Source organism: Flavobacterium collinsii, assembly GCF_946903285.1.
In the GTDB taxonomy this organism is placed as follows: domain Bacteria; phylum Bacteroidota; class Bacteroidia; order Flavobacteriales; family Flavobacteriaceae; genus Flavobacterium; species Flavobacterium collinsii.
The window spans coordinates 910,006-931,276 of sequence record NZ_OX336425.1 but is presented as its reverse complement, the minus strand read 5'-3'; the positions used below and the strand labels follow the sequence as shown (position 1 = coordinate 931,276).

Annotated in this window: 22 protein-coding genes; 4 read left to right on the top strand and 18 right to left on the bottom strand. The window is 36.4% G+C overall.

Features of this window, described 5'->3' with window-relative positions:
• Window positions 1-92: 92 nt before the first annotated feature.
• Window positions 93-980 carry an SAM hydrolase/SAM-dependent halogenase family protein gene (locus OGZ34_RS04215; protein ID WP_263362239.1) on the top strand — a complete coding sequence of 296 codons (888 nt, stop codon included), beginning with the start codon at window positions 93-95 and terminating at the stop codon, window positions 978-980.
• A 129-nt stretch (window positions 981-1,109) separates the two neighbouring features.
• On the opposite strand, the gene OGZ34_RS04210 is transcribed toward OGZ34_RS04215, so the two are convergent.
• Together OGZ34_RS04210 and OGZ34_RS04205 are read right to left on the bottom strand one after the other, a co-directional pair.
• Window positions 1,110-1,640: a DUF6646 family protein gene (locus tag OGZ34_RS04210; RefSeq protein ID WP_173964444.1), complete on the bottom strand. Its 531-nt coding sequence runs from the start codon at window positions 1,638-1,640 to the stop codon at window positions 1,110-1,112.
• Between the two features lie 50 nt (window positions 1,641-1,690).
• Entirely contained in the window at window positions 1,691-2,425 is a 735-nt protein-coding gene (locus tag OGZ34_RS04205) for a metallophosphoesterase family protein (protein WP_263362238.1), read from the bottom strand.
• Window positions 2,426-2,662: 237 nt separating this feature from the next.
• Here OGZ34_RS04205 and dinB point away from each other — a divergent pair, with 237 nt between their 5' ends.
• Window positions 2,663-3,745 carry a DNA polymerase IV gene (gene dinB, locus OGZ34_RS04200; RefSeq protein ID WP_173964442.1) on the top strand — a complete coding sequence of 361 codons (1,083 nt, stop codon included), beginning with the start codon at window positions 2,663-2,665 and terminating at the stop codon, window positions 3,743-3,745.
• Between the two features lie 99 nt (window positions 3,746-3,844).
• Window positions 3,845-4,342 (top strand): PAS domain-containing protein, encoded by a 498-nt coding sequence (locus OGZ34_RS04195; RefSeq protein WP_263362237.1) that lies wholly within the window; start codon window positions 3,845-3,847, stop codon window positions 4,340-4,342.
• Window positions 4,343-4,450: 108 nt separating this feature from the next.
• Here the strand turns inward: OGZ34_RS04195 and OGZ34_RS04190 are convergent, their stop codons facing one another.
• The 12 genes from OGZ34_RS04190 to OGZ34_RS04135 all read right to left on the bottom strand — a co-directional run bounded on the left by OGZ34_RS04190 (window position 4,451) and on the right by OGZ34_RS04135 (window position 17,110).
• Window positions 4,451-6,055, bottom strand: a complete 1,605-nt coding sequence (locus OGZ34_RS04190; RefSeq protein ID WP_173964440.1) for a fumarate hydratase — start codon at window positions 6,053-6,055, stop codon at window positions 4,451-4,453.
• 71 nt (window positions 6,056-6,126) lie between these two features.
• A complete protein-coding gene (locus tag OGZ34_RS04185) occupies window positions 6,127-6,861 on the bottom strand; it encodes a hypothetical protein (protein ID WP_263362236.1) in 735 nt (244 codons plus the stop codon).
• 20 nt (window positions 6,862-6,881) lie between these two features.
• A complete protein-coding gene (locus OGZ34_RS04180) occupies window positions 6,882-7,157 on the bottom strand; it encodes a hypothetical protein (RefSeq protein ID WP_263362235.1) in 276 nt (91 codons plus the stop codon).
• A 42-nt stretch (window positions 7,158-7,199) separates the two neighbouring features.
• The gene (locus OGZ34_RS04175; RefSeq protein WP_173964437.1) at window positions 7,200-8,639 is read right to left on the bottom strand and encodes a nucleoside recognition domain-containing protein; all 1,440 of its coding nucleotides are present in this window, start codon (window positions 8,637-8,639) and stop codon (window positions 7,200-7,202) included.
• Between the two features lie 110 nt (window positions 8,640-8,749).
• Window positions 8,750-9,823 (bottom strand): winged helix DNA-binding domain-containing protein, encoded by a 1,074-nt coding sequence (locus tag OGZ34_RS04170; RefSeq protein WP_263362234.1) that lies wholly within the window; start codon window positions 9,821-9,823, stop codon window positions 8,750-8,752.
• An 11-nt stretch (window positions 9,824-9,834) separates the two neighbouring features.
• Window positions 9,835-10,548 carry a 3'-5' exonuclease gene (locus tag OGZ34_RS04165; protein WP_263362233.1) on the bottom strand — a complete coding sequence of 238 codons (714 nt, stop codon included), beginning with the start codon at window positions 10,546-10,548 and terminating at the stop codon, window positions 9,835-9,837.
• A gap of 176 nt (window positions 10,549-10,724) precedes the next feature.
• Window positions 10,725-11,201 (bottom strand): methylated-DNA--[protein]-cysteine S-methyltransferase, encoded by a 477-nt coding sequence (locus OGZ34_RS04160; RefSeq protein ID WP_263362232.1) that lies wholly within the window; start codon window positions 11,199-11,201, stop codon window positions 10,725-10,727.
• Window positions 11,202-11,336: 135 nt separating this feature from the next.
• Complete coding sequence (locus OGZ34_RS04155; RefSeq protein WP_263362231.1) at window positions 11,337-12,161, bottom strand: NAD(P)H-binding protein; 825 nt, start codon at window positions 12,159-12,161, stop codon at window positions 11,337-11,339.
• Window positions 12,162-12,387: 226 nt separating this feature from the next.
• On the bottom strand, window positions 12,388-12,807 hold the full coding sequence (locus OGZ34_RS04150) for an SRPBCC family protein (RefSeq protein ID WP_173964431.1): 420 nt from the start codon (window positions 12,805-12,807) through the stop codon (window positions 12,388-12,390).
• Between the two features lie 11 nt (window positions 12,808-12,818).
• Window positions 12,819-15,224 (bottom strand): M28 family peptidase, encoded by a 2,406-nt coding sequence (locus OGZ34_RS04145; protein ID WP_263362230.1) that lies wholly within the window; start codon window positions 15,222-15,224, stop codon window positions 12,819-12,821.
• Window positions 15,225-15,236: 12 nt separating this feature from the next.
• Window positions 15,237-15,584, bottom strand: coding sequence for a hypothetical protein (locus OGZ34_RS04140; protein ID WP_173964429.1), 348 nt, complete (start codon window positions 15,582-15,584; stop codon window positions 15,237-15,239).
• Window positions 15,581-17,110, bottom strand: a complete 1,530-nt coding sequence (locus OGZ34_RS04135; RefSeq protein WP_173964428.1) for a bifunctional GNAT family N-acetyltransferase/carbon-nitrogen hydrolase family protein — start codon at window positions 17,108-17,110, stop codon at window positions 15,581-15,583. Before OGZ34_RS04135 ends, OGZ34_RS04140 begins: the two co-directional genes overlap by 4 nt.
• Before the next feature lie 174 nt (window positions 17,111-17,284).
• On the opposite strand from OGZ34_RS04135, the gene OGZ34_RS04130 reads away from it, so the two are divergent.
• Window positions 17,285-17,614, top strand: coding sequence for a single-stranded DNA-binding protein (locus tag OGZ34_RS04130; RefSeq protein WP_263362229.1), 330 nt, complete (start codon window positions 17,285-17,287; stop codon window positions 17,612-17,614).
• Between the two features lie 61 nt (window positions 17,615-17,675).
• Here the strand turns inward: OGZ34_RS04130 and OGZ34_RS04125 are convergent, their stop codons facing one another.
• The 4 genes from OGZ34_RS04125 to OGZ34_RS04110 all read right to left on the bottom strand — a co-directional run bounded on the left by OGZ34_RS04125 (window position 17,676) and on the right by OGZ34_RS04110 (window position 21,233).
• Window positions 17,676-18,368 (bottom strand): DUF2461 domain-containing protein, encoded by a 693-nt coding sequence (locus OGZ34_RS04125; RefSeq protein ID WP_263362228.1) that lies wholly within the window; start codon window positions 18,366-18,368, stop codon window positions 17,676-17,678.
• 535 nt (window positions 18,369-18,903) lie between these two features.
• Entirely contained in the window at window positions 18,904-19,092 is a 189-nt protein-coding gene (locus OGZ34_RS04120) for a hypothetical protein (protein ID WP_017495881.1), read from the bottom strand.
• An 82-nt stretch (window positions 19,093-19,174) separates the two neighbouring features.
• Window positions 19,175-19,693, bottom strand: a complete 519-nt coding sequence (locus OGZ34_RS04115) for a ferritin (protein ID WP_263362227.1) — start codon at window positions 19,691-19,693, stop codon at window positions 19,175-19,177.
• Between the two features lie 94 nt (window positions 19,694-19,787).
• Window positions 19,788-21,233 carry a hypothetical protein gene (locus tag OGZ34_RS04110; RefSeq protein ID WP_173964417.1) on the bottom strand — a complete coding sequence of 482 codons (1,446 nt, stop codon included), beginning with the start codon at window positions 21,231-21,233 and terminating at the stop codon, window positions 19,788-19,790.
• Between the last annotated feature and the right edge of the window lie 38 nt (window positions 21,234-21,271).

The window sequence follows — 21,271 nt, the reverse complement described above, 5'->3', positions numbered from 1 at the left end:
CTTTTTTATGGATGTTCTAAGTGTAATTTCTGAATGTTATGCTTAAACTGGTTTTCGTAAGTTTGTTTATCCAATAATCTAAAAAGATAAAAATGAAATTACGCGTATTGTTTCTTTTGTGTGTGATTGCTTTTAAGAGCTTCTCACAGAATAATGTATTAGTTTTTCAATCAGATTTTGGATTGAAAGACGGAGCTGTATCTGCAATGAAAGGTGTGGCAATGGGAGTTTCGACAGATTTAAAAATATTTGATCTAACTCACGAAATTCCGGCATATAATATTTGGGAGGCCGCTTATCGCTTGTCGCAAACCGCACAATATTACCCTACAGGAACCGTATTCGTGTCTGTTTGTGATCCGGGAGTGGGAACCGAAAGACATTCTGTGGTTTTGTTGACAAAGTCGGGACATTACTTTGTGACTCCGGATAATGGAACACTGACTTTAATTGCAGAACAATTAGGGATTGAGGAAATTCGTGAAATCGATGAGAAAAAAAACCGTCGTCAGAATTCAAACGAATCTTATACGTTTCATGGTCGTGATGTGTATGCTTTTACGGGAGCACGCTTAGCTTCTAAAGCCATTACTTTTGAAGAAGTAGGGCTTAAATTACCCAACGAAGTTGTTAAAATTGATTACCAGAAATCAATTTTTGAAAAAGGAATCATCAAAGGAAGTATTCCGGTTTTAGATATTCAATATGGAAATGTATGGACGAATATCGATAAAAAAACAGCCTCGAATTTAGATCTGAAAGCAGGAGACATGGTGAAGGTTCAGGTTTTTAATGGAGCTAAAAAAGTATATGAAGGAAAACTTAAGTTAGTAAATACATTTGGGGAAGCCGCAATTGGCGCAGATGTTTGTTATTTTAATAGTCTTTTAAATTTTTCATTGGCGGTCAATCAAGGAAATTTCTCAGAAAAGTATAAAGTCTATAGCGGAGAAAATTGGAATATTCTGCTAAGTAAATAAGGATCAAATAAAAAAACCGCCAACTTAGGCGGTTTTTAACTTTATAAATTTTGCTGTCCGGGAATTTCGTAAGAAATAGTAATCAGCTGTAAGCTTTCTGTAAAATCTGGAACTCAATATATTCAGGGCTTATTGCAAGTTGAATGAAGCTCCTAAACTAAAAGTTACCTGATTGTTTAAATGATCAAATACATCATTATTGCTTCCGTATTTTGCGATAGGAAATCCAATTTCGGTGAAAACACCAAATCCGTCAGTAAAGAAATAACGACCACCAACATGACCTCCAAAGTTATGAAGTCCTAAGCTTAAACCTGGGTAAATATCCAATTGGTCAACACCGATAACACTGCTCAAATTAGCATTAATTCTGGCTTTAGCATCAAAACGGTCGCTAAAATCCGGTTTTAAATCGGTATATGGAGTTGGATTGTTGTGATAGAAACCATTAAAGTTATCTACTCCTAATAAATAATTTGCTACAAAGCCAAAAGAGAAGTTTTCTCCAAGACCAAAATCTACTGAACCCTGAATTCCGGAACCACCATCTTGTATGTTAGCACCAACATTTACTCTAATATCTCCTTTTCCTTTAAAAGCCTGTTGTGCTTGCGTGAATCCAAATGATACTAAAAACAAAAGTGTAATTACCTTTTTCATAAATATAAATTTTAATTATTTTTAAAGTGCAAAAATAGCTTTTTTAGGGATTAATTCCTGCCTTTTTCCGAAGAATACAATTCGTTTAAGGGTTCGCTTTGCCAGAATTCTTTGGTATCAACATTCAAAATAGTCAGTGGACCTTTAAAAGCAGCACCGGTATCGACGTTCCAGACGTTTGCTTTTTGAACCGGTATGGTTTCTCCAATTCGGGTAACCGGAGTATGCCCAATATAGATTTCCTTATACAACGTAAAACGTTTAGGATAAAGTGCGTGATCGCTTTTTAAATTAGGATCTAAGGACAGCGCCATTTCCCAAAGTGTTCTGTCCCAATAGAATAATTTTGGAAAAAACTCATGTTTTACTCCGTTGAGATTGGTGAAACCTGCGTGAACAAACAATCTGCTTTGATCGTCAAGGTAATAATCTTCCAACGATTCCAGAAAAGCAATGTGGAGCTGCTTCTTTTCCGGGCTCAATTTTTCGTAGGCCAGAACAGTTGCTTCTCCACCGTGTTTGAACCATAAGGTTTCGTCAACATCTTCGGTTTTGTTTTTAAACCAGGATAAAAGTAGTTCATCGTGATTTCCTCTAATGCAAACACAGTTTTGTTTGCTCTTTAAGTCCATTAAATATTCAATTACTTGAGGAGATTGGCTCCATCCGTCAACATAATCGCCTAAAAATATAAGAGTATCTTGTGTGGTAACTTGGGCTCTTTTCATCACTTGTTCAAGTGCGAGTAAACCGCCGTGTATGTCGCCTATAACAAATGTTCGCATTTTAATTCTTTAATGTAGAATCACAAAAATAAAGAAAATGATTCGTTTGAGACCATTAACTTAAGAATCTTTAATGGAGATCATTTGTAAAGAGGATAGCTAGAACTGTCATATAGCGGAGGATCACTTGAAGAGATGTGAAAAGTGAAAAGTGAGATGAACTTTAGAAGTTATTCGAGCGTTTTTTTTATGATTATTTTCGACTCTTTGTGTCTCTTTCCTATTTAAATTTGTAGCATGTCCGAAACCACTACATATCGAAAAATCATTCATATCGACATGGATGCGTTTTATGCTTCGGTAGAGCAGATGGATAATCCGGCTTTACGCGGAAAACCCGTCGCTGTTGGTGGATCAGAGAATAGAGGTGTCGTTTCGGCGGCAAGTTATGAAGCCAGAAAATTTGGTGTGCGAAGTGCGATAAGCGGAGTTTTGGCCAAAAAGTATTGTCCGGAAATTATCTTTGTCCGCCCTCGTTTTGACCGTTACAAAGAGATTTCAAGTAAAATTCATAAAATTTTCCATGATTATACCGATCTGGTTGAGCCTCTCTCTCTTGATGAAGCTTACCTTGATGTAACGCAAAATAAAAAAGGTAATCCAAGTGCAAGTCTGCTTGCACAGGAAATCAGACTGCGGATTTTGAATGAGGTTGGACTCACAGCTTCGGCAGGAATTTCGGTGAATAAATTTGTCGCTAAGATTGCATCAGATGTCAACAAACCAAACGGACAAAAAACGGTTAATCCCGATGAGGTTTTAAGTTTTTTGGAAGAACTGCCTATCCGGAAATTCTATGGTGTTGGAAAAGTGACGACTGAGAAAATGTACCAACTGGGTATTTTTACTGGAGCAGATCTTAAAAGTAAAGAGGTTGAGTTTCTGGAGAAACATTTTGGAAAATCGGGAACCTTTTATTACAATGTGGTTCGGGGAATTCATAACAGTGAGGTAAAAGCGTATCGTGTGACTAAATCGGTTGCTGCGGAGCACACCTTTGATGTTAATTTATCGTCCGAAATTTTTATGTTGGAACAACTCGAAAAGATTGCGACATCTTTAGAGAAGCGATTAAAAAAGTATAATATATCTGGGAAGACTGTAACGCTTAAAATCAAATACAGCGATTTTACGCAACAAACCAGAAGTAAAACACTGCCATACTTCATTTCGGATAAAAGTTTGATTTTAGAGACAGTTGAGGAGCTTTTGTATCAGGAACGAATGAAAGATTCGGTTCGATTATTGGGTATTTCGCTGAACAATTTAAATACCGAAGAAAAGAAGGCTGTAGTTGTCCAGCTTAAATTTTCCTTTTAATTACATTAAAGAATAATTAAATTATACAATTTGTTATTTTGTGAGGAATTTTCTCTCTACCTTTGAGAGGAAGAGCACATTAATATTGAATCATTCGCAATGAAAACTAATAAATCAGAAGAAGTTTCTCATCGTAATTCAGTCCCTATTATGGCGTGGGATTTTCATTGTGAACATTTGAAAGAATTAAAGGCTATTCTTGCAGATGTAAAGAAAGTTAATAAAATTTCGAGTCAGTTTACCTGGAATACTAATAATTTGGAAATCGAAGAACGAATTAAGAAAGAAGTTGTTGTCGTTACCGATTTAGACCTGAAGATCATTTTTGCTTCAAACGGAATTAGAAGAATGACAGGTTACAAGGAAGAAGAAGTTTTGGGTAAAACGCCCAAGATGTTTCAGGGACCCGGTACCTCTAAAGTTGTTCTTGAAGAAATTAAAGAGGCTATCCAAAAGCAAATTCCTTTTGAAAAAACGATAGAAAATTATAGAAAAGACGGTCGTACCTATAAGTGTAAAATTAATGCAAGACCTGTTTTTAATTTAAAGGGATACTTGTCACATTTCATCGCTTTTGAAAGTGAAGATTTAGATTAAGGTTCTAAGGTACTGAGGGACAAAGGTTCAGAGGTGCTAATACTAAGCAATAAAAAAACCGCCTTTGGGCGGTTTTTTTTATTGCTTAAGAAAACTTAGAATCTTAGTCTAAAGATTTTCAAAAAAGTCATTTCCTTTATCATCAGTAATAATAAAAGCCGGGAAATCTTTAACGGTGATTTTACGAACCGCTTCCATTCCTAATTCTTCAAAATCGACTACTTCAACTTTTAAAATGTTATCCTGTGCTAAAATAGCGGCAGGACCACCAATAGATCCCAAATAGAATCCGCCATATTTTTGACAGGCATCTGTCACTTGTTTGGTGCGGTTTCCTTTGGCTAACATAATCATGCTGCCTCCATGTTTTTGAAATTCATCTACATAAACGTCCATACGTCCTGCAGTTGTTGGTCCAAAACTTCCTGAGGCCATTCCTTCCGGAGTTTTTGCAGGTCCGGCATAATAAACCGGATGATTTTTAAAGTATTCCGGCATTGGTTTACCGGCTTCCAGTAATTCCATGATTTTTGCGTGTGCAATATCGCGTGCTACAATCACAGTTCCGTTTAGTTTTAAACGTGTTTTAATTGGATATTGTGTCAACTTAGCTAAAATATCAGCCATTGGCATATCCAGGTCAATTTCAACAGGCGCTTCTAAGTGTGGAGCGGTTTCCGGTAAAAATTGTTTCGGGTTTACTTCTAATTGCTCTACGAAAATTCCGTCTTTTGTTATTTTTCCTTTAATATTTCTGTCTGCTGAACAAGAAACCCCCAATCCAACCGGACAGGAAGCAGCGTGACGAGGCAAACGAATTACACGAACATCATGTGTGAAATATTTTCCACCAAACTGAGCACCAATAGCACTCTCCTGACAGATTTTCTGAACACGCTGTTCCCATTCTAAATCACGGAATGCCTGACCGGCCATATTACCGGAAGTAGGCAGATTATCGTAATAACCGGCAGATGCTTTTTTAACAGCACTTAGATTCGCTTCCGCAGAAGTTCCTCCAATTACTAAAGCCAGGTGATATGGAGGACAAGCCGATGTTCCTAAATCTTTAATTTTTGCGCGAATGAAAGCATCCATGGATTTATCATTCAATAAAGATTTTGTTTGTTGGTATAGATAGGTTTTATTAGCAGACCCGCCGCCTTTTGCCATGAATAAAAACTCGTAAGAAGTTCCTTTTTTAGCATAAATGTCAATTTGAGCAGGAAGATTCGAACCTGAATTCTTTTCTTCAAACATCGAAATCGGTACTATTTGAGAATAACGCAGGTTGCGTTTTTGGTAAGTATTGAAAATCCCTCTGCTCAACCATTCAGCATCATCAACACCTGTAAAAATACTTTCTCCTTTTTTAGCCATTACGATAGCCGTTCCGGTATCCTGACAACTTGGTAACTGACCTTCGGCAGCAACCGATGCATTTTGTAATAAATTGTAAGCTACAAAACGGTCATTGTCTGTGGCTTCCGGGTCGTCAAGAATGTTTCTTAGTTTTTGCAAATGTGTGGTTCGCAACATGAATGAAACATCTGTAAGGGCTTCTTCAGCCAATAATTCTAATCCTTTTGGGTCAACGGTTAAAACTTCACGTTGTCCAAATTGCTCTACTTTTACAAAATCAGAGGTGATTTTGCGGTATTGTGTATCATCCTTTAAAATAGGATAAGGGTCCTGGTATATAAAATCAATCATTGCTTTGTTTTTTACAAAGTTAGAAATTATTTACCTAAGAAAGAATTTGAATAAGCCTTGTTTTTACTCCTTTACTTTTGATTGTGGAAATCATCAAAACTCATTTTTTTCTCAAGATAGGTTTGGCCTTCTTTGCTAAGCCGCTGCTTTTTCCATTGATTTCCAATGAAACGAAAAACCAGTGAATCGTAGTATTTAACGGTTCCCATATTCTCATCATTGTCATCGGGTTCAAAGAAAACTGTTCTGCAGTATAAGGAATCCGGCTCCGTTTTTGGAGAAGGATCTACGAATTCAACCGATCCGCCCCAGCCACTGTCAGACATGCTGTACCATTCATGAACCAATTGTAAGCTGCTGTTTTTTAAGTAATACAAATAGTTGTTTTGCGTATAACCACAAGCTGGATATCCAAAACGAATTTGTATAAAAGGAGAATTTTGGATGCTTTCCTGACCCAGTCCGTAAATAACACTCCATTCTGATCCTTCGTCAATTCCTTTAATACTAAGTTTTGTATCGGCAGTTTTGGTTTTATTAGAATAAAAATCAAGTTGGTATTTTCCCGTGACAGTACTGTCTTTATCCATTTTTCGATCTAATAGATGCGCTAGTATATAATGATCTTTTGAAGTTTCACCATCGGTATAAACCAAAAGGGTATCCGTTTTTAAGAAGTTTTCTTTAGAAACAAGGAGAGCAGATTTTTTTTCTGAATTTGTTTTGTCCGTTTGAATCTGAGAAACGGGTTTTGGTTTTTGACAGGCGATTAAAAGCGATAAAAGAAAAAGGAATTGTGGCTTCATGGCTAAGAAACTTTGAAAAATTATGAATTAATTAATAGCATTGTGAGACCGTGAATTGAGACCATAAAAGAAAGCCATTTGAACAAAAACAACACCCATTTTCTCGTGTTATCGATATCCATTTTGGATTTTTTATAGTTGTAATCCCATTCAGAATACTTTTTATTCTCTTTTATAAAAAGATAGAAATCTTCCTTTGCTTTGGTATAATCGCGCTCACAAATCTTTTGAAAGTAATGAAAAACAAAACTTAAAAGGAGCATAATAATGAGTGAAATGAAATCTTCTGAAATCATTGAAAATTTTCTTTTTTTATGAATTATGCAATTGTGGTCATATTAAAAAAACCAGCTGGCTACAAAAATCGCGGCAATCACACAAATAAAATCAACCAATAACATTGTCGTAAGCGCATATCGGGTGTTTTTAATGTTTACCGATCCAAAGTAAACGGCAATCACGTAAAATGTAGTTTCGGCACTACATTGGAAAATACTGCTTAAACGACCTGTTAGTGAATCTGCTCCGAAGGTGCTCATCGAATCCAGTAAAAAACCTCTGGAGCCTCCTGAACTGAAAGGTCTAAGTAATGCAACTGGCAATGCATTTATGATTTCAGAACTTACTCCAATGCTGCTAAAGATAAAACCGATTCCGTTACTAATAATTTCAAACAGTCCGCTATTTCTAAAAAGAGAGATGGCAACCAACATTCCAAGAACGTAAGGGAAAATTTTAACTCCGGTTTTCAGACCATTGTTTGCGCCAACGACGAAAGTATCAAACATTGTAGTGTCTTGTGCAGTAAATTTTTTCTCATGAATGAAGGAGAAAATCAATGTGATACCAATAATACCAACTAGCATCAATCCCGAAAGATTCGAAGTGAAATAGTTTTTTCCGATTAAATCTAAATGATTCACGTAGAACAATAGTCCTATGATGGCGGCAATAATGGCCATTAAGGCGAGTACTAATGAAGCGCTTTTGAAGTTTATTTTTTGTCTGATTCCAACAATTAGGAATGCTGCAATGGTTCCGATCAACGAAGTGATGATACAAGGAAGCATAACATCAGCGGGATTAGCTGCATTTGCTGCGGCACGATATCCTATAATTGAGGTTGGAATTAGGGTTAATCCCGAAGCATGCAGACACATAAACATAATTTGGGCATCACTTGCTTTGTCTTTTTCGACATTGAGCTCCTGTAAACTCTCCATTGCTTTCAGTCCAAATGGAGTGGCAGCAGAATCTAAACCAAGAAAGTTAGCGGCAAAGTTTAAGGTCATATACGATATCGAAGGATGATTCTTGGGAACGGTAGGGAATACTTTGGTAAACATCGGGCTCAGGAATCTGGCTAGTTTTTCGGAAGCGCCCGAGATAATTAAAAGCTCCATTAACCCACAGAAAAAGGCCAGGTAGGCAATTAATGGAATGATGATGTCGATCAGGGTACTTTTGCAGGTTGGTAACAAACCGTCTGATTTTTGTACACCGCTGTAAATTTTTACGGTTTTGTTTTTGTAAACATAAGTAGTGTCAGGGTTGGTTAAGTCCTTGTTTACAATCATAGTTTTATCTTCTTTTAAATCGATGCTGTCTCTTACAAAAGCCGGAATTTGTTCCAGATATTTTTCAGATACCAGAATTGGATCGTCCTTTTGTCCGTTCAAAATAAAATCGAGAGTGTAACTGTTTCCAGTAAACAAGCTCACTACCACAAATAAAATTGAAGACACAAAAATAGCTAACCAAAATCTGCTCAATACCATAATTATATTTTTTTGTAAATGTAATTATTTAACCATAAAACGCGCAAAGATTTTAAAGAGGAAACGATAAGTATTTGATAGAAATAGAATCGGTTTTGTGAAAATTGGAATTATTCGATTAGAATTTTGGTTCCCAAATAATTTTCAAAAGATTTTATACCTTCAAACAACACTGCTTTTTTGTGATCTTCAGTTTCATTAAAAAACTGGGTTTCTATTTTGGTGTGCTCTTTTTTAATGGTACGTTTCCAAGTCCCGATAACTTTACTGTTTTCCATAATTATGGGTTTGAAAATGCCATTGTTCGTAAAAGCTTTCGACTGATGTTCGGGTAAAATGGATGCTTCACGGGTTTTGTACGAAATTAAAATTTCATCAAATGCCGGTAAAAAATGTACGCTTTCGCGGAAGTTATCTTCAGTAGCGAAGTTATTTTTAAACCAATAGATCTGATTGCCAACGGTTATGGAGTTTAATTGCAATTCAATTGCATTAATGGTTTTTTCGCAGCTCGTAGGAGAGAAACCCGACCACCAGGAAAAATCAAGTAAGGTAGCGGGGCCATGGCTTTCAAAGTAATGAAGCGCTAGTTTCGCCAAACCTTCTTCTTCTGTTAGTTTGGTTTGTGGTTTTGGAACTCTTTCTTCGAGTAAGGCATAGGTCTGTTGTTTTCCTTTCATTTTTCCGTTACAGACTAAACCATCAAGCTCAGCATACATCATAATAGGGCCGGATAAATGATCATGGCCGGAAGTCTTGGTGATATTAAGTTCCTGCATGATTTCTTCGCGCGTCAGATGATTGTTTCCTGCCAGTATTTTTTCGATAGCGACATTAATCTGATCTAGTTTCCTAATGTCATAACCAAATTTCTTCACATAGGAAGCTACAATACGTTTAACTTGTGGTCCGGAAACGTCCAACATCCAGTAAATATCATCGGCAGCAACAAAGTGCCAGGTTGGTCGTAAGATATGAGTTCGGATAATTTGTGCTGAATTAACGGCTTCTTCGATTTCTTTTTCTGAAGCATCGCAACGGGAGCCAACTGCCCATTTTGCCATCGCATAGTCTTGAGCCTGCATTGCGCCTAAGTGCTTTACAATTTCTTTTGGTGAGCTGTCAACCGTCTTATGAAGTTTTTGAGAAATAAGTCGGAGTTGTGCTATTTTTGAATACGTCATTTAAAGCAGAATTACACATGAATAATTTCATCATCAATTAAGAGATGTTCCCGACGCAAACGCAGGAAAATTTGAGCTACCGCAATAGTGTCTTTTTCACAATAGGTTACAATGCGGTCGATGTCTTTCTCTACATAAAAAACATGTGCGACCTGACTGCCGTCGATATCACCTTTTGGAGAAGGAACTCCCAGGATTTTAGTTAGTAGTTTTAAAGAAGTAAAGTGCTTATAGTCCCCAAATTTCCATAATTCTAAAGTATCTAAATGTGGTATTTCCCAAGGTTTTTTTCCAAATAAATTGAGTTTATCCGGAATTGCAATCTGGTTGATAATCATACGTCGTGCAATAAACGGAATGTCAAATTCTTTAGCATTGTGCCCGCATAATAGGTGTTGCGGTTTATTGAAATGATTGTTGATCAGATTGTTGAAATCACGAAGGATTTTTTTTTCGTCTCCAAAGAAAGAAGTTACTCTAAAATTTCTGATATCTCCTTTGATGGTAAAATAACCAACCGAAATACAGACAATCTTGCCAAATTCAGCCCAGATTCCCGCACGTTCATAAAACTCTTCGGGAGTAAACTCTTCTTTGCGTTGATATTGAGTCTTATGGTCCCAAAGGGATTGCATTTCTGCGTCAAGCGAATTAAAATTTTCCTCTTCGGGTACGGTCTCGATATCGAGGAAAAGGATATTGTTAAGATTTATTTTTTCAATCATTATTGTGACGTCTTAGCTTTTTAGACATTTAGATTTATAAAAATACATAAATGATTTTAAAAATAAGAAATAGCTTATGTTTTAAAAGTTGTGATGTCGTTTTTTTGTGATCCATTTTTGTTTAAATACGACGTACCAAAATAAAGTAACGTCTATTTAAGTTCATCAAAAAGTGATTAAAACAAACTTTGCTGGGTGCTAGGATTTTCATGTTCAAGTAGCCATTTCTTGCGTGACAAACCACCTGCATAACCTGTTAAAGAACCATTGGTGCCAATAACACGGTGACAGGGAACCACAATCCACAACGGATTTTTGCCATTTGCGGATGCAACAGCCCGAATCGCTTTTACATCACCCAGTTTCTTGGTTTGATCCATGTAGCTGACGGTTTTTCCGAATGGAATTTCCAACAGTGATTTCCATACTTTTTGCTGGAAGTCGGTTCCTTTAGGATTTAGTTTTAAATCGAAATCGGTTCTTTTACCCTCAAAATACTCCTGAAGCTGTAAAACAGCAGCTTGTAAAACGTCGGGAATAGTTGGAGAAACCTCATTTGTTCCGACATCTGAAACTGAGATTACGGCAATACCATCATCATCTCCAACGATTTTGGTGATTCCTAATGGTGAATTGATATAAGCTGTTTCCATAGTTTTTAACCGTAAAAGAGTAAAGGTTTATACAAAGTTCGTAAAGTTTTGTTGTAAACTCTATACGCAATAGAGACAAATTTAAGTGATTTGTTGCAATGAACATTATCGGGAGTAAAGTCTATGTTGATTTAACTAGTATTCGCCTAATCTAAAATGATAGTTCAAACTGTTTTCGATTTTTTTGCCTGAAATTACTTTTTTAATGTTTGATTGTTGTGTACTGAATTTGGGTACAACAAGATTTTGCTCTCTCGCTTTCTGACTGTAATATTCTTGTCTTGTAGGGTGAAAAGGCGCAACAGCATTAAAAACCTCTTTCCATTTTGACTGATTTATGATCTCTTCAATAATTTTGATACAGTCGTTTTGATGAATTAGATTTACGGGAGCATCCGGATTCTCAAGATTTTCTTTTCCGGCGAGAAATTTTACCGGATGACGATCTTCTCCAATCAAACCGCCAAAACGCAGTATTGTGGTTGTAAACTTTTGGTTTTTCTGCAGTAAAGCTTCTGCCAGAAGTAATTGTTTGCCACTTTCGGTTTCCGGATTTGGGCAAGTCTCTTCTGTGATCGTTCCGTTGTCATTTCCGTAAACTGCAGTTGAACTTACAAAGAGTACCTTTTTTACGGTTGATTGTTCTATAAACGGGATTAGGTTTTCAATTTTTCGAACAAATGTTAATCCAGATGAAGTCGTAAGATTGAGGTTTTTCTCTCTTAATTTAGGTGGAATATCAATAATCAGAATTTCACTTTCTGCTAAGAAATTAGTTATACTGTTTGAAATACTCTCGCTTTCAATCGCAACGAGGAAAGCCTTTATTCCTGATGCTTCTAAAATAGGAAGTTTACTTTCAGAAGTCGTTGATCCTTTTACCGAATGTCCTTTTTTAATTAGCTTTTCCGCGAGAGGCAATCCCAGCCAGCCACATCCTAAAATACTGATTTGTTCCATGTTTCGTTTAAAGTCGCTAAGGTACAGAGTTTCATCTCGACAAAGAATTAAAATTAGAATTTCCTGGAATCTTTTTCTTTGTGTCTTTACATTTTACGGCCATTTTGAAGTAGAATTTGATGGTTATGTTACTGAGGGAAGAAACGGTATAAAAACAGGTTTGAAAATGGAATACACCTGTTAAATAATAAAGGCAAACTTTCTGTAAAGTTTGCCTTTATTGTTTTTATGATTCGATTAAAGTTTTTAATCCTTGTAAAATTGGATTTTGTTCGTCCTGAGGTTTTTCCTGAGCCGCTCCGGGACGATTATCTTCCTGAACAATTTCGAGTTTTATTTTATGATTTTCTTCAGAGAGAATGTAGCTCATGATGAAGTAATTCTCTGGTTTATCTTCTAGTTCCGGCCTTGGAAAGAATAAAGAATACTTGATTTTCTGATTCGGAATAACTTCCAGAACCGTTCCCCATTGCTCAAAAACCTGCCCTTCCCATTCATTTCTAAATCTGATTTCGTTACCAATTTTCCAATCAGTAATTAAATCGCTGCCGTACTGCCATTGTTTGACCAGTTCAGGCTGAGTCAAGGTATTCCAGACTTTTTCTAGTGAAGCATTTAGCAGAATTGTAGAAATATTTGTTGCCATAATAAGTAGTTTTATTGTGGTTTAACGATTGGCTTTGCAAGGGGTTTTAAGCTGTCTTTTTTTATAGCAGTGCTGTCTTTCACTATTGTTGCAGGGGCAGGAACAGTTGCCGGTGCCGTATATCTTTTTATTTTTTGCTGAATAAGTACAGCATCATTTAAGACGAAAGGTGTTGGCATCATCCAGTCGCTTCTCGGTTTTACCTTAAGCAGTGGATTTGTCATTAGATCAAACGAACTTTCAATCAAGTCCATGTCAAGAACGGATGATTTGTTGATGTAAAATTCCATCACAAGAGGCTCATTACCTACAACATAGTAGCATAATATTTTCATGCCATCACGCTCCAGACGATTTCCTTTTTGTCCCGAAGTTGCAACACCATTGGCTTTGAAATTGAAAAATGTCATTTTTGGATTGGCATAAATATCGTAACGATTTACCTTTCTGTTTGGAGTGATTTTTATTTTTAAATATCTGTTATTACCAACTACGCTGTCTTTTAAGAATGCAATTGTTGGTTTTGGAACAGCTACAACAGGAGCAATTGCACTATAGGTAAAACCTGAATTGTATTTACTGGCTATTGGTAATGTGTTTAAACCAACGGCTTTTTGATTTGTTTGCCCTAAATAAGACTTGGTCCAATCGTCTAAATTGACATCGTAAGTTGCCCATGTGGCCGAATTAGTATTGGCATTATAAACGTATAGTAAACTGTTTGATTTTGCTTTTCCGTGTTCGTAACCGGAATGATATCCTGCATACACAAAAAAGCCAATTGAAACAGCAAAGAAGAACATCGTCCAGATTCCTTTTTTAGCAAACGGACCAAATATGGGTAATACCAGACTGAAAAGTAACACGGTAAGTATAGCACTTCCAAAAAGGATTTTTAATCCAAGACCAATTGGAAACATCACAATAAATGGTGCTATAATAACAAATGCCGGAATACTAAACAAGAGATTGAGTCCCAAACTATAATGCTGGGTAAGAACAAAAACTCCGAATAAGAGAATACCGAAGTATACTGGGATAATCAGAAAACCTGCTCCGGTTAGGCTGTTTGCTATAAATGCATTAATAATGATCCAGAGTAGTAACGGTGCTACAAAATGGTTCATGGTGATTTTAGCTTCCGAGAAATGGTGGTAAAAGGCAAACGAAATGGCAATACTTAGCGTCACAAAGGCACCAATATAGGCATGACCATTGTATGTGAACCCATTTAGAAGATCAGAATATTGCGGATAGATTTGCAAAACAATTTTCCATCCCAAAAAGGTTACCAGACCCGCTATCACGATAGATCCCAACAACGGAACAAATCCTTTGAATATTTCTCTGAAAGTGATGACACGTTTGGCTTTTCCAATAAAAATGAAAAGAATCAGTAATCCCAACGCAATAATCGTCATGGGTAGTACCCATGAAAAAGGATAACTGATGAAAGAGAACGGAGCGCTGAAGTAAACATCATCTTCTGTTGAAGTTGTAGCATTTAAATCGGCATTGGAAAAGTATTTTAACAATGGCATCAAATAAGTTCCCTGATGTGCCAAGGTGGTTTTACTTAGGTGTTGCACATCATCTTGTTGTGTGTGGTAATTGTAATGACCATCGATAAAAGCAAAGTTGAATCCCTGAATGTTTCCTTGTTCTCTGAAAACCGTCAAATCAGTATCGTTTGGAAGCATTTTGTAGATGCTGTACATTAGCGAATTAGAAACAGGATAAGTAGTTTTTGCATTCGAAAATTCTTTTACAAGGGCTTCATTTCCTTTGTTGGTTTCCATTAGCATATAACTCGGCCCAGACGACCCTCTGGCTTCAAAATTAAGAACTAAACCTACGTCTTTTGCCCATGGATGGCTGTTTACAAAAAGTGCCGCGCCGTTTAAACCTAATTCTTCAGCATCAGAAAAAAGAATGATAATATCATTTTTATGGGGTTGCTTGGCATATAAAAAAGCACGGATTCCCTCCAGAATAGTAGCAACACCGGAAGCGTCGTCACTTGCGCCTTTTGAAAAAGAATGCGGCGCGCTGTCGTAATGGGAGAGCAGTAAAAGTGCTTTTGTATTGTTGGTGCCTTTTATACGAGCAAGAATATTTTTTGATTTTACGAGAAGCCCTTTGTCATTTAACGTAAAGCCTTCCTGAACGCTGGTTTCCAATCCAATTCGATTGAGTTCAAGTTTAAGATAATTGGCCACCAATTCGTGATTGAGTGAACCTACATAATGCGGTTTTTGAGCAATAATCTTAACTTGATTTAAAGCTCTGTCCGTCGAAAATTCGGCAAGGGCTTCGTCTCCTTTAGAAATTAACTGCGGCATCATTGTGGCGTATATAATACCAAGAATGGCAAGAATGCAAATTACGGCTAGAATTGAGGTCTGGTTTTTTTTCATGGTAAATACGTACTATATTTCTTTCTTAACAAGCATAAAATAATCATTGTCTAAAGAGCGATATCCCTGGTCATACAGAAAATAGTAGGTATTTCCTGTTTTGGTCTGCAAGATATTGGTAAAGAAATCGAAATCAAAACCTTTGTTTATCATTTTATCTCTCGTTGCTTTAGATTTGCCTTCAGTGTTTAGTTCGCTCAAAATTCGGTAATTTTTCCGTAATTTATTGTTCACATTACGCATGAAATTTGTACTGTCTTTGTTTATTTTATTGTTGTAGGCATTTCGACAGCTATCGGAGCAGAACTTTTTGTCTTCCCTGCCTACAATTTTTTCAGAGCATTCAAGGCATGTTTTCATGAATCTATCTTTTTAACTTCGTACAAATCTGTTCTTCGGTCTTTCAACGTGCGTACACTTCCATGTTCGTGAAGTTGTTTTAACAGGTTCAGATCGACATCAACAATAAGTGTCATTTCTGTATTTGGTGTTGCTTCGGCTTTGATTCCGTTGCTTGGAAAAGCAAAATCAGAAGGGGTAAAAACAGATGCTTGAGCATATTGAATGTCCATATTATTTACTTTAGGCAGGTTACCCACACAACCGGCAATTGCCACATAACATTCGTTTTCGATGGCACGAGCCTGCGAGCAATGTTTTACTCTGGTGTAAGCATTTTGAGTATCGGTCAAAAACGGAACAAATAAAATATTCATTCCTTCGTTAGCCATAATTCTTGAAAGTTCGGGAAACTCGACGTCGTAGCAAATCAGAATACCGATTTTCCCGCAATCGGTGTCAAAGGTCTTAAATTGAGAACCGCCTTTCATTCCCCAATGCTGTACTTCATTTGGTGTTACGTGGATTTTAGTATAGATTTCCGAAGTTCCGTCTCTCTTGCATAGAAAACCAACATTGTACAGATTGCCATTGTCTAAATAAGGCATACTTCCGGTAATGATATTGATGTTGTATGAGATGGCGAATTCCTGAAAACGCTTTCTGATAGGGTCAGAATATCGGGCCAGTTCGCGAATGGCTTCGGCTTCGGATAAATGATTGTAATCAGCCATCAAAGGCGCTATAAAAAGTTCAGGAAACAGTGCAAAATCACTTCCGTAACCTGAAACTACGTCAATAAAAAATTCCGCCTGCTCAAAAAACTCTTCTATATTGTTGAGCGGACGCATTTGCCATTGAATCAGTCCCAGACGAATGACACTTTTTTCGAGATTGATTAGTTTTGGACTTTCATCGTAATACACATTGTTCCATTCTAAAAGAACCGCAAATTCTTTTGATTCTTCGTCACCTTCGAGGTAGTTTTTCATAATTCGAAGTACGTGAAAATCATTGCTTAACTGAAAAGAAAGTACCGGATCGTGTAATTCTTTGTGTTTTACTTTGTCGATATAATTTTTTGGAGTGAGCTTTTTAGAATGCTGGGCATAGTTTGGAATCCTGCCGGCAAAAACAATAGCTTTTAGATTTAACTGCTCGCAAAGTTCTTTTCGCGCGTCATACAAACGTCGGCCTAAACGCAAACCCCTGTAATTGGGGTGAATGAAAACATCAATTCCATACAGAATCTCAGCATTTTTATTATGGGTAGAAAAAGTATGGTTTCCTGTTGCTTGTCTGTAGTTGTGTCTTTTGTCAATTAGTTTTTCGTCAACAATTAACGATAATGCCGATCCTACGACTTTTCCATCTGCCAGTATAACGAGCTGTCCTTCGGGAAAAATAGAAAGTAGTCTTTTAATATCGTCCTCTTTCCAGTAAGAATCTGCCATTTCGGGATATGATTCTACCATAGAATCTTTTAGCTGCTTATAGTCATCGAATTCCAAATTCCGCAATTCGACTTTATTGATTTTTGTCTGCATATCGTAAGGTTTCTCTCAAATATACAAAATAATTTCCACTTACAAACGCTTACAAATAGTTACAACCGAAAGTAAATAGTTGTCAACCGGATAATTGCTGAGGTTGATCGCATCTTTGCCTTGTTGAATTTGATGAACGAATTCATTTATACTAACATTTAAATATTATACGCCATGAATGCATTGAAAAACAGAGTACAGTTAATTGGACACGTAGGAAATGATCCGGAAATTAAAACATTAGAAAATGGAAGAAAACTAGCGTATTTGAGTATCGCTACCAACGAAAAGTACACGAATGACAAGGGGGAGAAAGTCGAGCAAACCGAATGGCATCGCGTTACGGCCTGGGGCAAAACGGCTGAAATTATCGAAAAGTTTGTAGTGAAAGGAAAAGAAGTGGCGGTTGAAGGCAAACTAACTCACAGAAGTTATGACGATAAAAACGGAGAAAAAAAGTTTATTACCGAAGTGGTTGTCACTGAAATTTTACTGTTGAAGTAAATAGTATTGATCGGGAGTAATCTAAACCGGACAAGTTTTAAAAACCTGTCCGGTTTGTGTTTTATAAAATAGAAGTACCATTAATATCTGTTGTTAAGATTTCACTCATATAATCAAAAAAGGGTCTCATGTTTTTGAACGTTTCAAGAGCTTGTTCAAGAAAATGAGGGCTTAATACCTCTTCGTCGGTAAAACGTTTGATAACGAGAAACTGTTTGTAACGAAGTAAGTCAATAGCTTCATGGTTTATATCATATCCTTTGGGGGCTGTTTTGAGCTGTTCTCCCTGCAAAGTACCAAAATTGCTGACAAAAGATTCTGACTGCACTATTTTCTGCATGGTTTGAGGGTCGTGATCAAATTCGGCTCTGATGCGTTTTAAATCTGCAGCGTTTGGTCCCCAGAAACCACCGGCAAGAAAACTGTTTCCCTTTTCGAGATGATAATAATAACCACCACGTCTTTCTTTTGATGCTCTGGTGTAACTGCCTCCCCAAAAGGTTTTAAAAGGAGTTTTGTCTTTAGAAAAGCGAATATCGCGATAGATTCGGTACACACTTTTTTTGCCTGAAGTCGTTTCAAGAACATCTGTTTTAGAAAGCTCCTGAAGCAAAGCTCCTGCAAAGCTCTCAATATGATTTAATTCGATTAGGTACTTTGGCTTATGTAAATCAAACCAGGGTTTGTTATTGTTTTCTTTAACCTGAGTCAGAAAATCCAGACTGGATTTGGGTATCGTAATTTGGTTTTCCATAAGTAATGCCGCGTCTTTTTTGAGGATCTATATTAAAAATAGGGGAATTCGTTTTAACCGTAGTAGTAAAAACGGATATCAACAAAGTTACACAAAGATTTAAGGAATGTGCGAGTCAATTGTAAAAGTTAAGATTTTCTTCCGCATTGTAACACAGATGATGCGAATTCGTTTCATGCGTGTTCTATTGTTTTGGGATCAATCTCAAAAGTTGGGAAAAAAAGGGCTGAAAGCCCTAAAAGCAACAGCATCTTGCGCAGCACTATGAATTAGGTTAAGGTGCAGAATTGCCCTGAAAGGGCAAAAGCAAACTATACATTATAAGTTTCAATAAAGAATCAACCGCTCTTTTATAAAGTATAATTCAAAATGATATAAATCCAACTTTTGTGCATAAGCTTCTGCCCTTTCAGGGCGTAACCGATATTCGTTATCGTTACTCATAGTGCTGCGCACCATTCTATTGCTAAAGCTCTTTCAGAGCAATATTCCCAAAATTAAAAAACCCACCAGTTGGTGGGTTTGTATATAATCGTTAAGCAGTTTTTTTGAATAAATCAAACATAGGACAACGTGAGCAACGTTTCTTTTCGCTTTTTTTGTATTTTTCACAACAAGAAGATTTACAGTTTTCCAACTTCTTAATGTTCTCAAGGATAGCAGCTTTATTTTTCTTTTTCTTCTTATCCTTTTTTTTGTCCTTGTCTTTTTCTTTCTTGCTCAATTTTCCTCTGTATTATAAAAACAGAGACAAATATAAGAGAAAAATGTTATTTTTATATATTCTAAATAAACTTTAACTTTTTTTATTTTGGGTTGATAGCGATCGAGCTTGTAACCGTTAATTGTTGAATATCACGGTCGAACAAGTAAAGTCCGCCTTTGTCATCTCCAATTAAGTTAATTTTATCCAAGATCGATTTAGCTGTAGCTTCCTCTTCGATTTGTTCAGATACGTACCATTGTAAGAAATTATGTGTTGCATAATCTTTTTCTAAAAAAGTAATGTGTACCAATTCGTTGATAGATTCTGAAACAAAAATCTCATGGTTGTAAAGAGTTTCAAACATTTCTTTAAACGTAGAATAAGATGTTTTAGGCGCTTTTAGATCGGTAATCTGAGCGTGACCTCCGCGTTCGTTTACATACTTTACTAATTTTAGCATGTGTGCGCGCTCTTCGTCTGACTGTGTGTACATAAATTGAGCAATTCCTTCAAGTCCATGTACTTCAGCCCAACAAGCCATAGAAAGGTAGGTTTGCGAAGATTCTGCCTCTATGCGGATTTGCTTGTTTAAAGCTGTTTCAATATTTTTTGATAACATAATATGTGTCTTTTGTGTAAAGTTAGAAAAAATAATCCATTCCCTTTTTTGCAAACCCGAAAACATCAGACATTTGGATTAATTCTCAATTAATTTAAGGTTTTTCAAAAGAAAAGGGTTTCGAAAAAGTAGCTTTGTCTATGATTGGGTTTTGCATCTGATCGTCCGGAAATCCATCGGTAAATTTACGCATCGTGTATTGTTTTGAGGCAGTATCGTAATAGCCTAAAATGTAATAGTCGCTAAACTTCAAAACATTTCCTAAGGTTGCTTTTTTATTTGTATTTAAATAATAATACAAATTGTCAAGTGCCATTGGTGCCGGATCTTTACTAGTGAACTCAGATTTTTGGTCTAAAGCAGTTTCAAAAAATACGGTTTCGTCGTTTACAACCGGCAGATAGTCCCACGTAAAAGTATCATTCATCACGGTATAATAAGCGCCGCCAACGCGTGGTGTTCCTCCCAGAGTCATAGAAGTGCTTGTTCCGTTTTCATAAACGGATAAACCGATTTCTAAAGCAGACAAATGCTGTAGAAATCTCTTGGTGTTTTTTAACTCCCGAGGCTTACGTTCACCGCCTTGCTGAACAAACAAAGGAGACGTTTTAAAACGAATAGTGTCTTCTTTTGTTATTCGGATGTTTTTTATAAGTTCTCCCGAATCGTAATTCTTAATGTCAAGCAATAGTTCATCTTCGTTGGCATTGATTTGATAAAGTTTCTTTTCATAATAGAAAGAATTACTTATTTTTCTAGGCGTCTTAGTTTCAGACTGTGTAATTTTCTTTTCAATAACATCCTGATTGTCCAAATTCAAATCAAAAAGCTGTGTTTCTTTTGGATTATGGTCAAATGCCAGGATAAAATGATTGTTCTCGATATAGATTTTGCTTTTTTTAGAAGCTTTGTCTAAAGGAGTATAGTCGTCGGGATCGATTTTTATAATTGGATTTTCTCTAATAATCTGGCTAAAAGACAAGGGCTGGGTTTTTCTATTTTGAAAAGTAAAAGTAGAGAAGTCAAATATGCGTTCTTCTACCATTCCATTTTTAAAAACGTAAGCCGTCAAAGTATTTTGTGAAACATCTTTGGAAAGCAGATAGAATTGGTTATTGCTTTGGAATTTGGCAACGATGTATTCACTCGAAGAAGGATATTGAAATTTTAAAATCTTATATGTTTTGGTTTCTAAATAATACTTAACAACCAAAATATCCGAAGAATCTTCGGAAGCCCAATAAAGACTTGGATTCCCGTCTTCACTGAAACTATAGCCAATGATGGATCTGTTTTCAAGATTGGTGCGCGATAAAGTAAATTCATCTTTTAGAAACAAAGCACTATTGTATCTTAAAATGGTAAGATTCTGAGTGTTTGTAACAAAAACAAATACATCATTTGTTGTCTTGTTTTCGACATTCAAGATGTTATTGTTCTGATCGTACCTTTTTAAATCTAACGGATACGAAGCCAAAATGGTTTGACTCAACAGCGCTGACTGATAGGTTAGTAACAAGAAAAGGAGTAGTTTTTTCATGTGCTTTTATCGACAAAAATCATTCCAAATTTAAACCT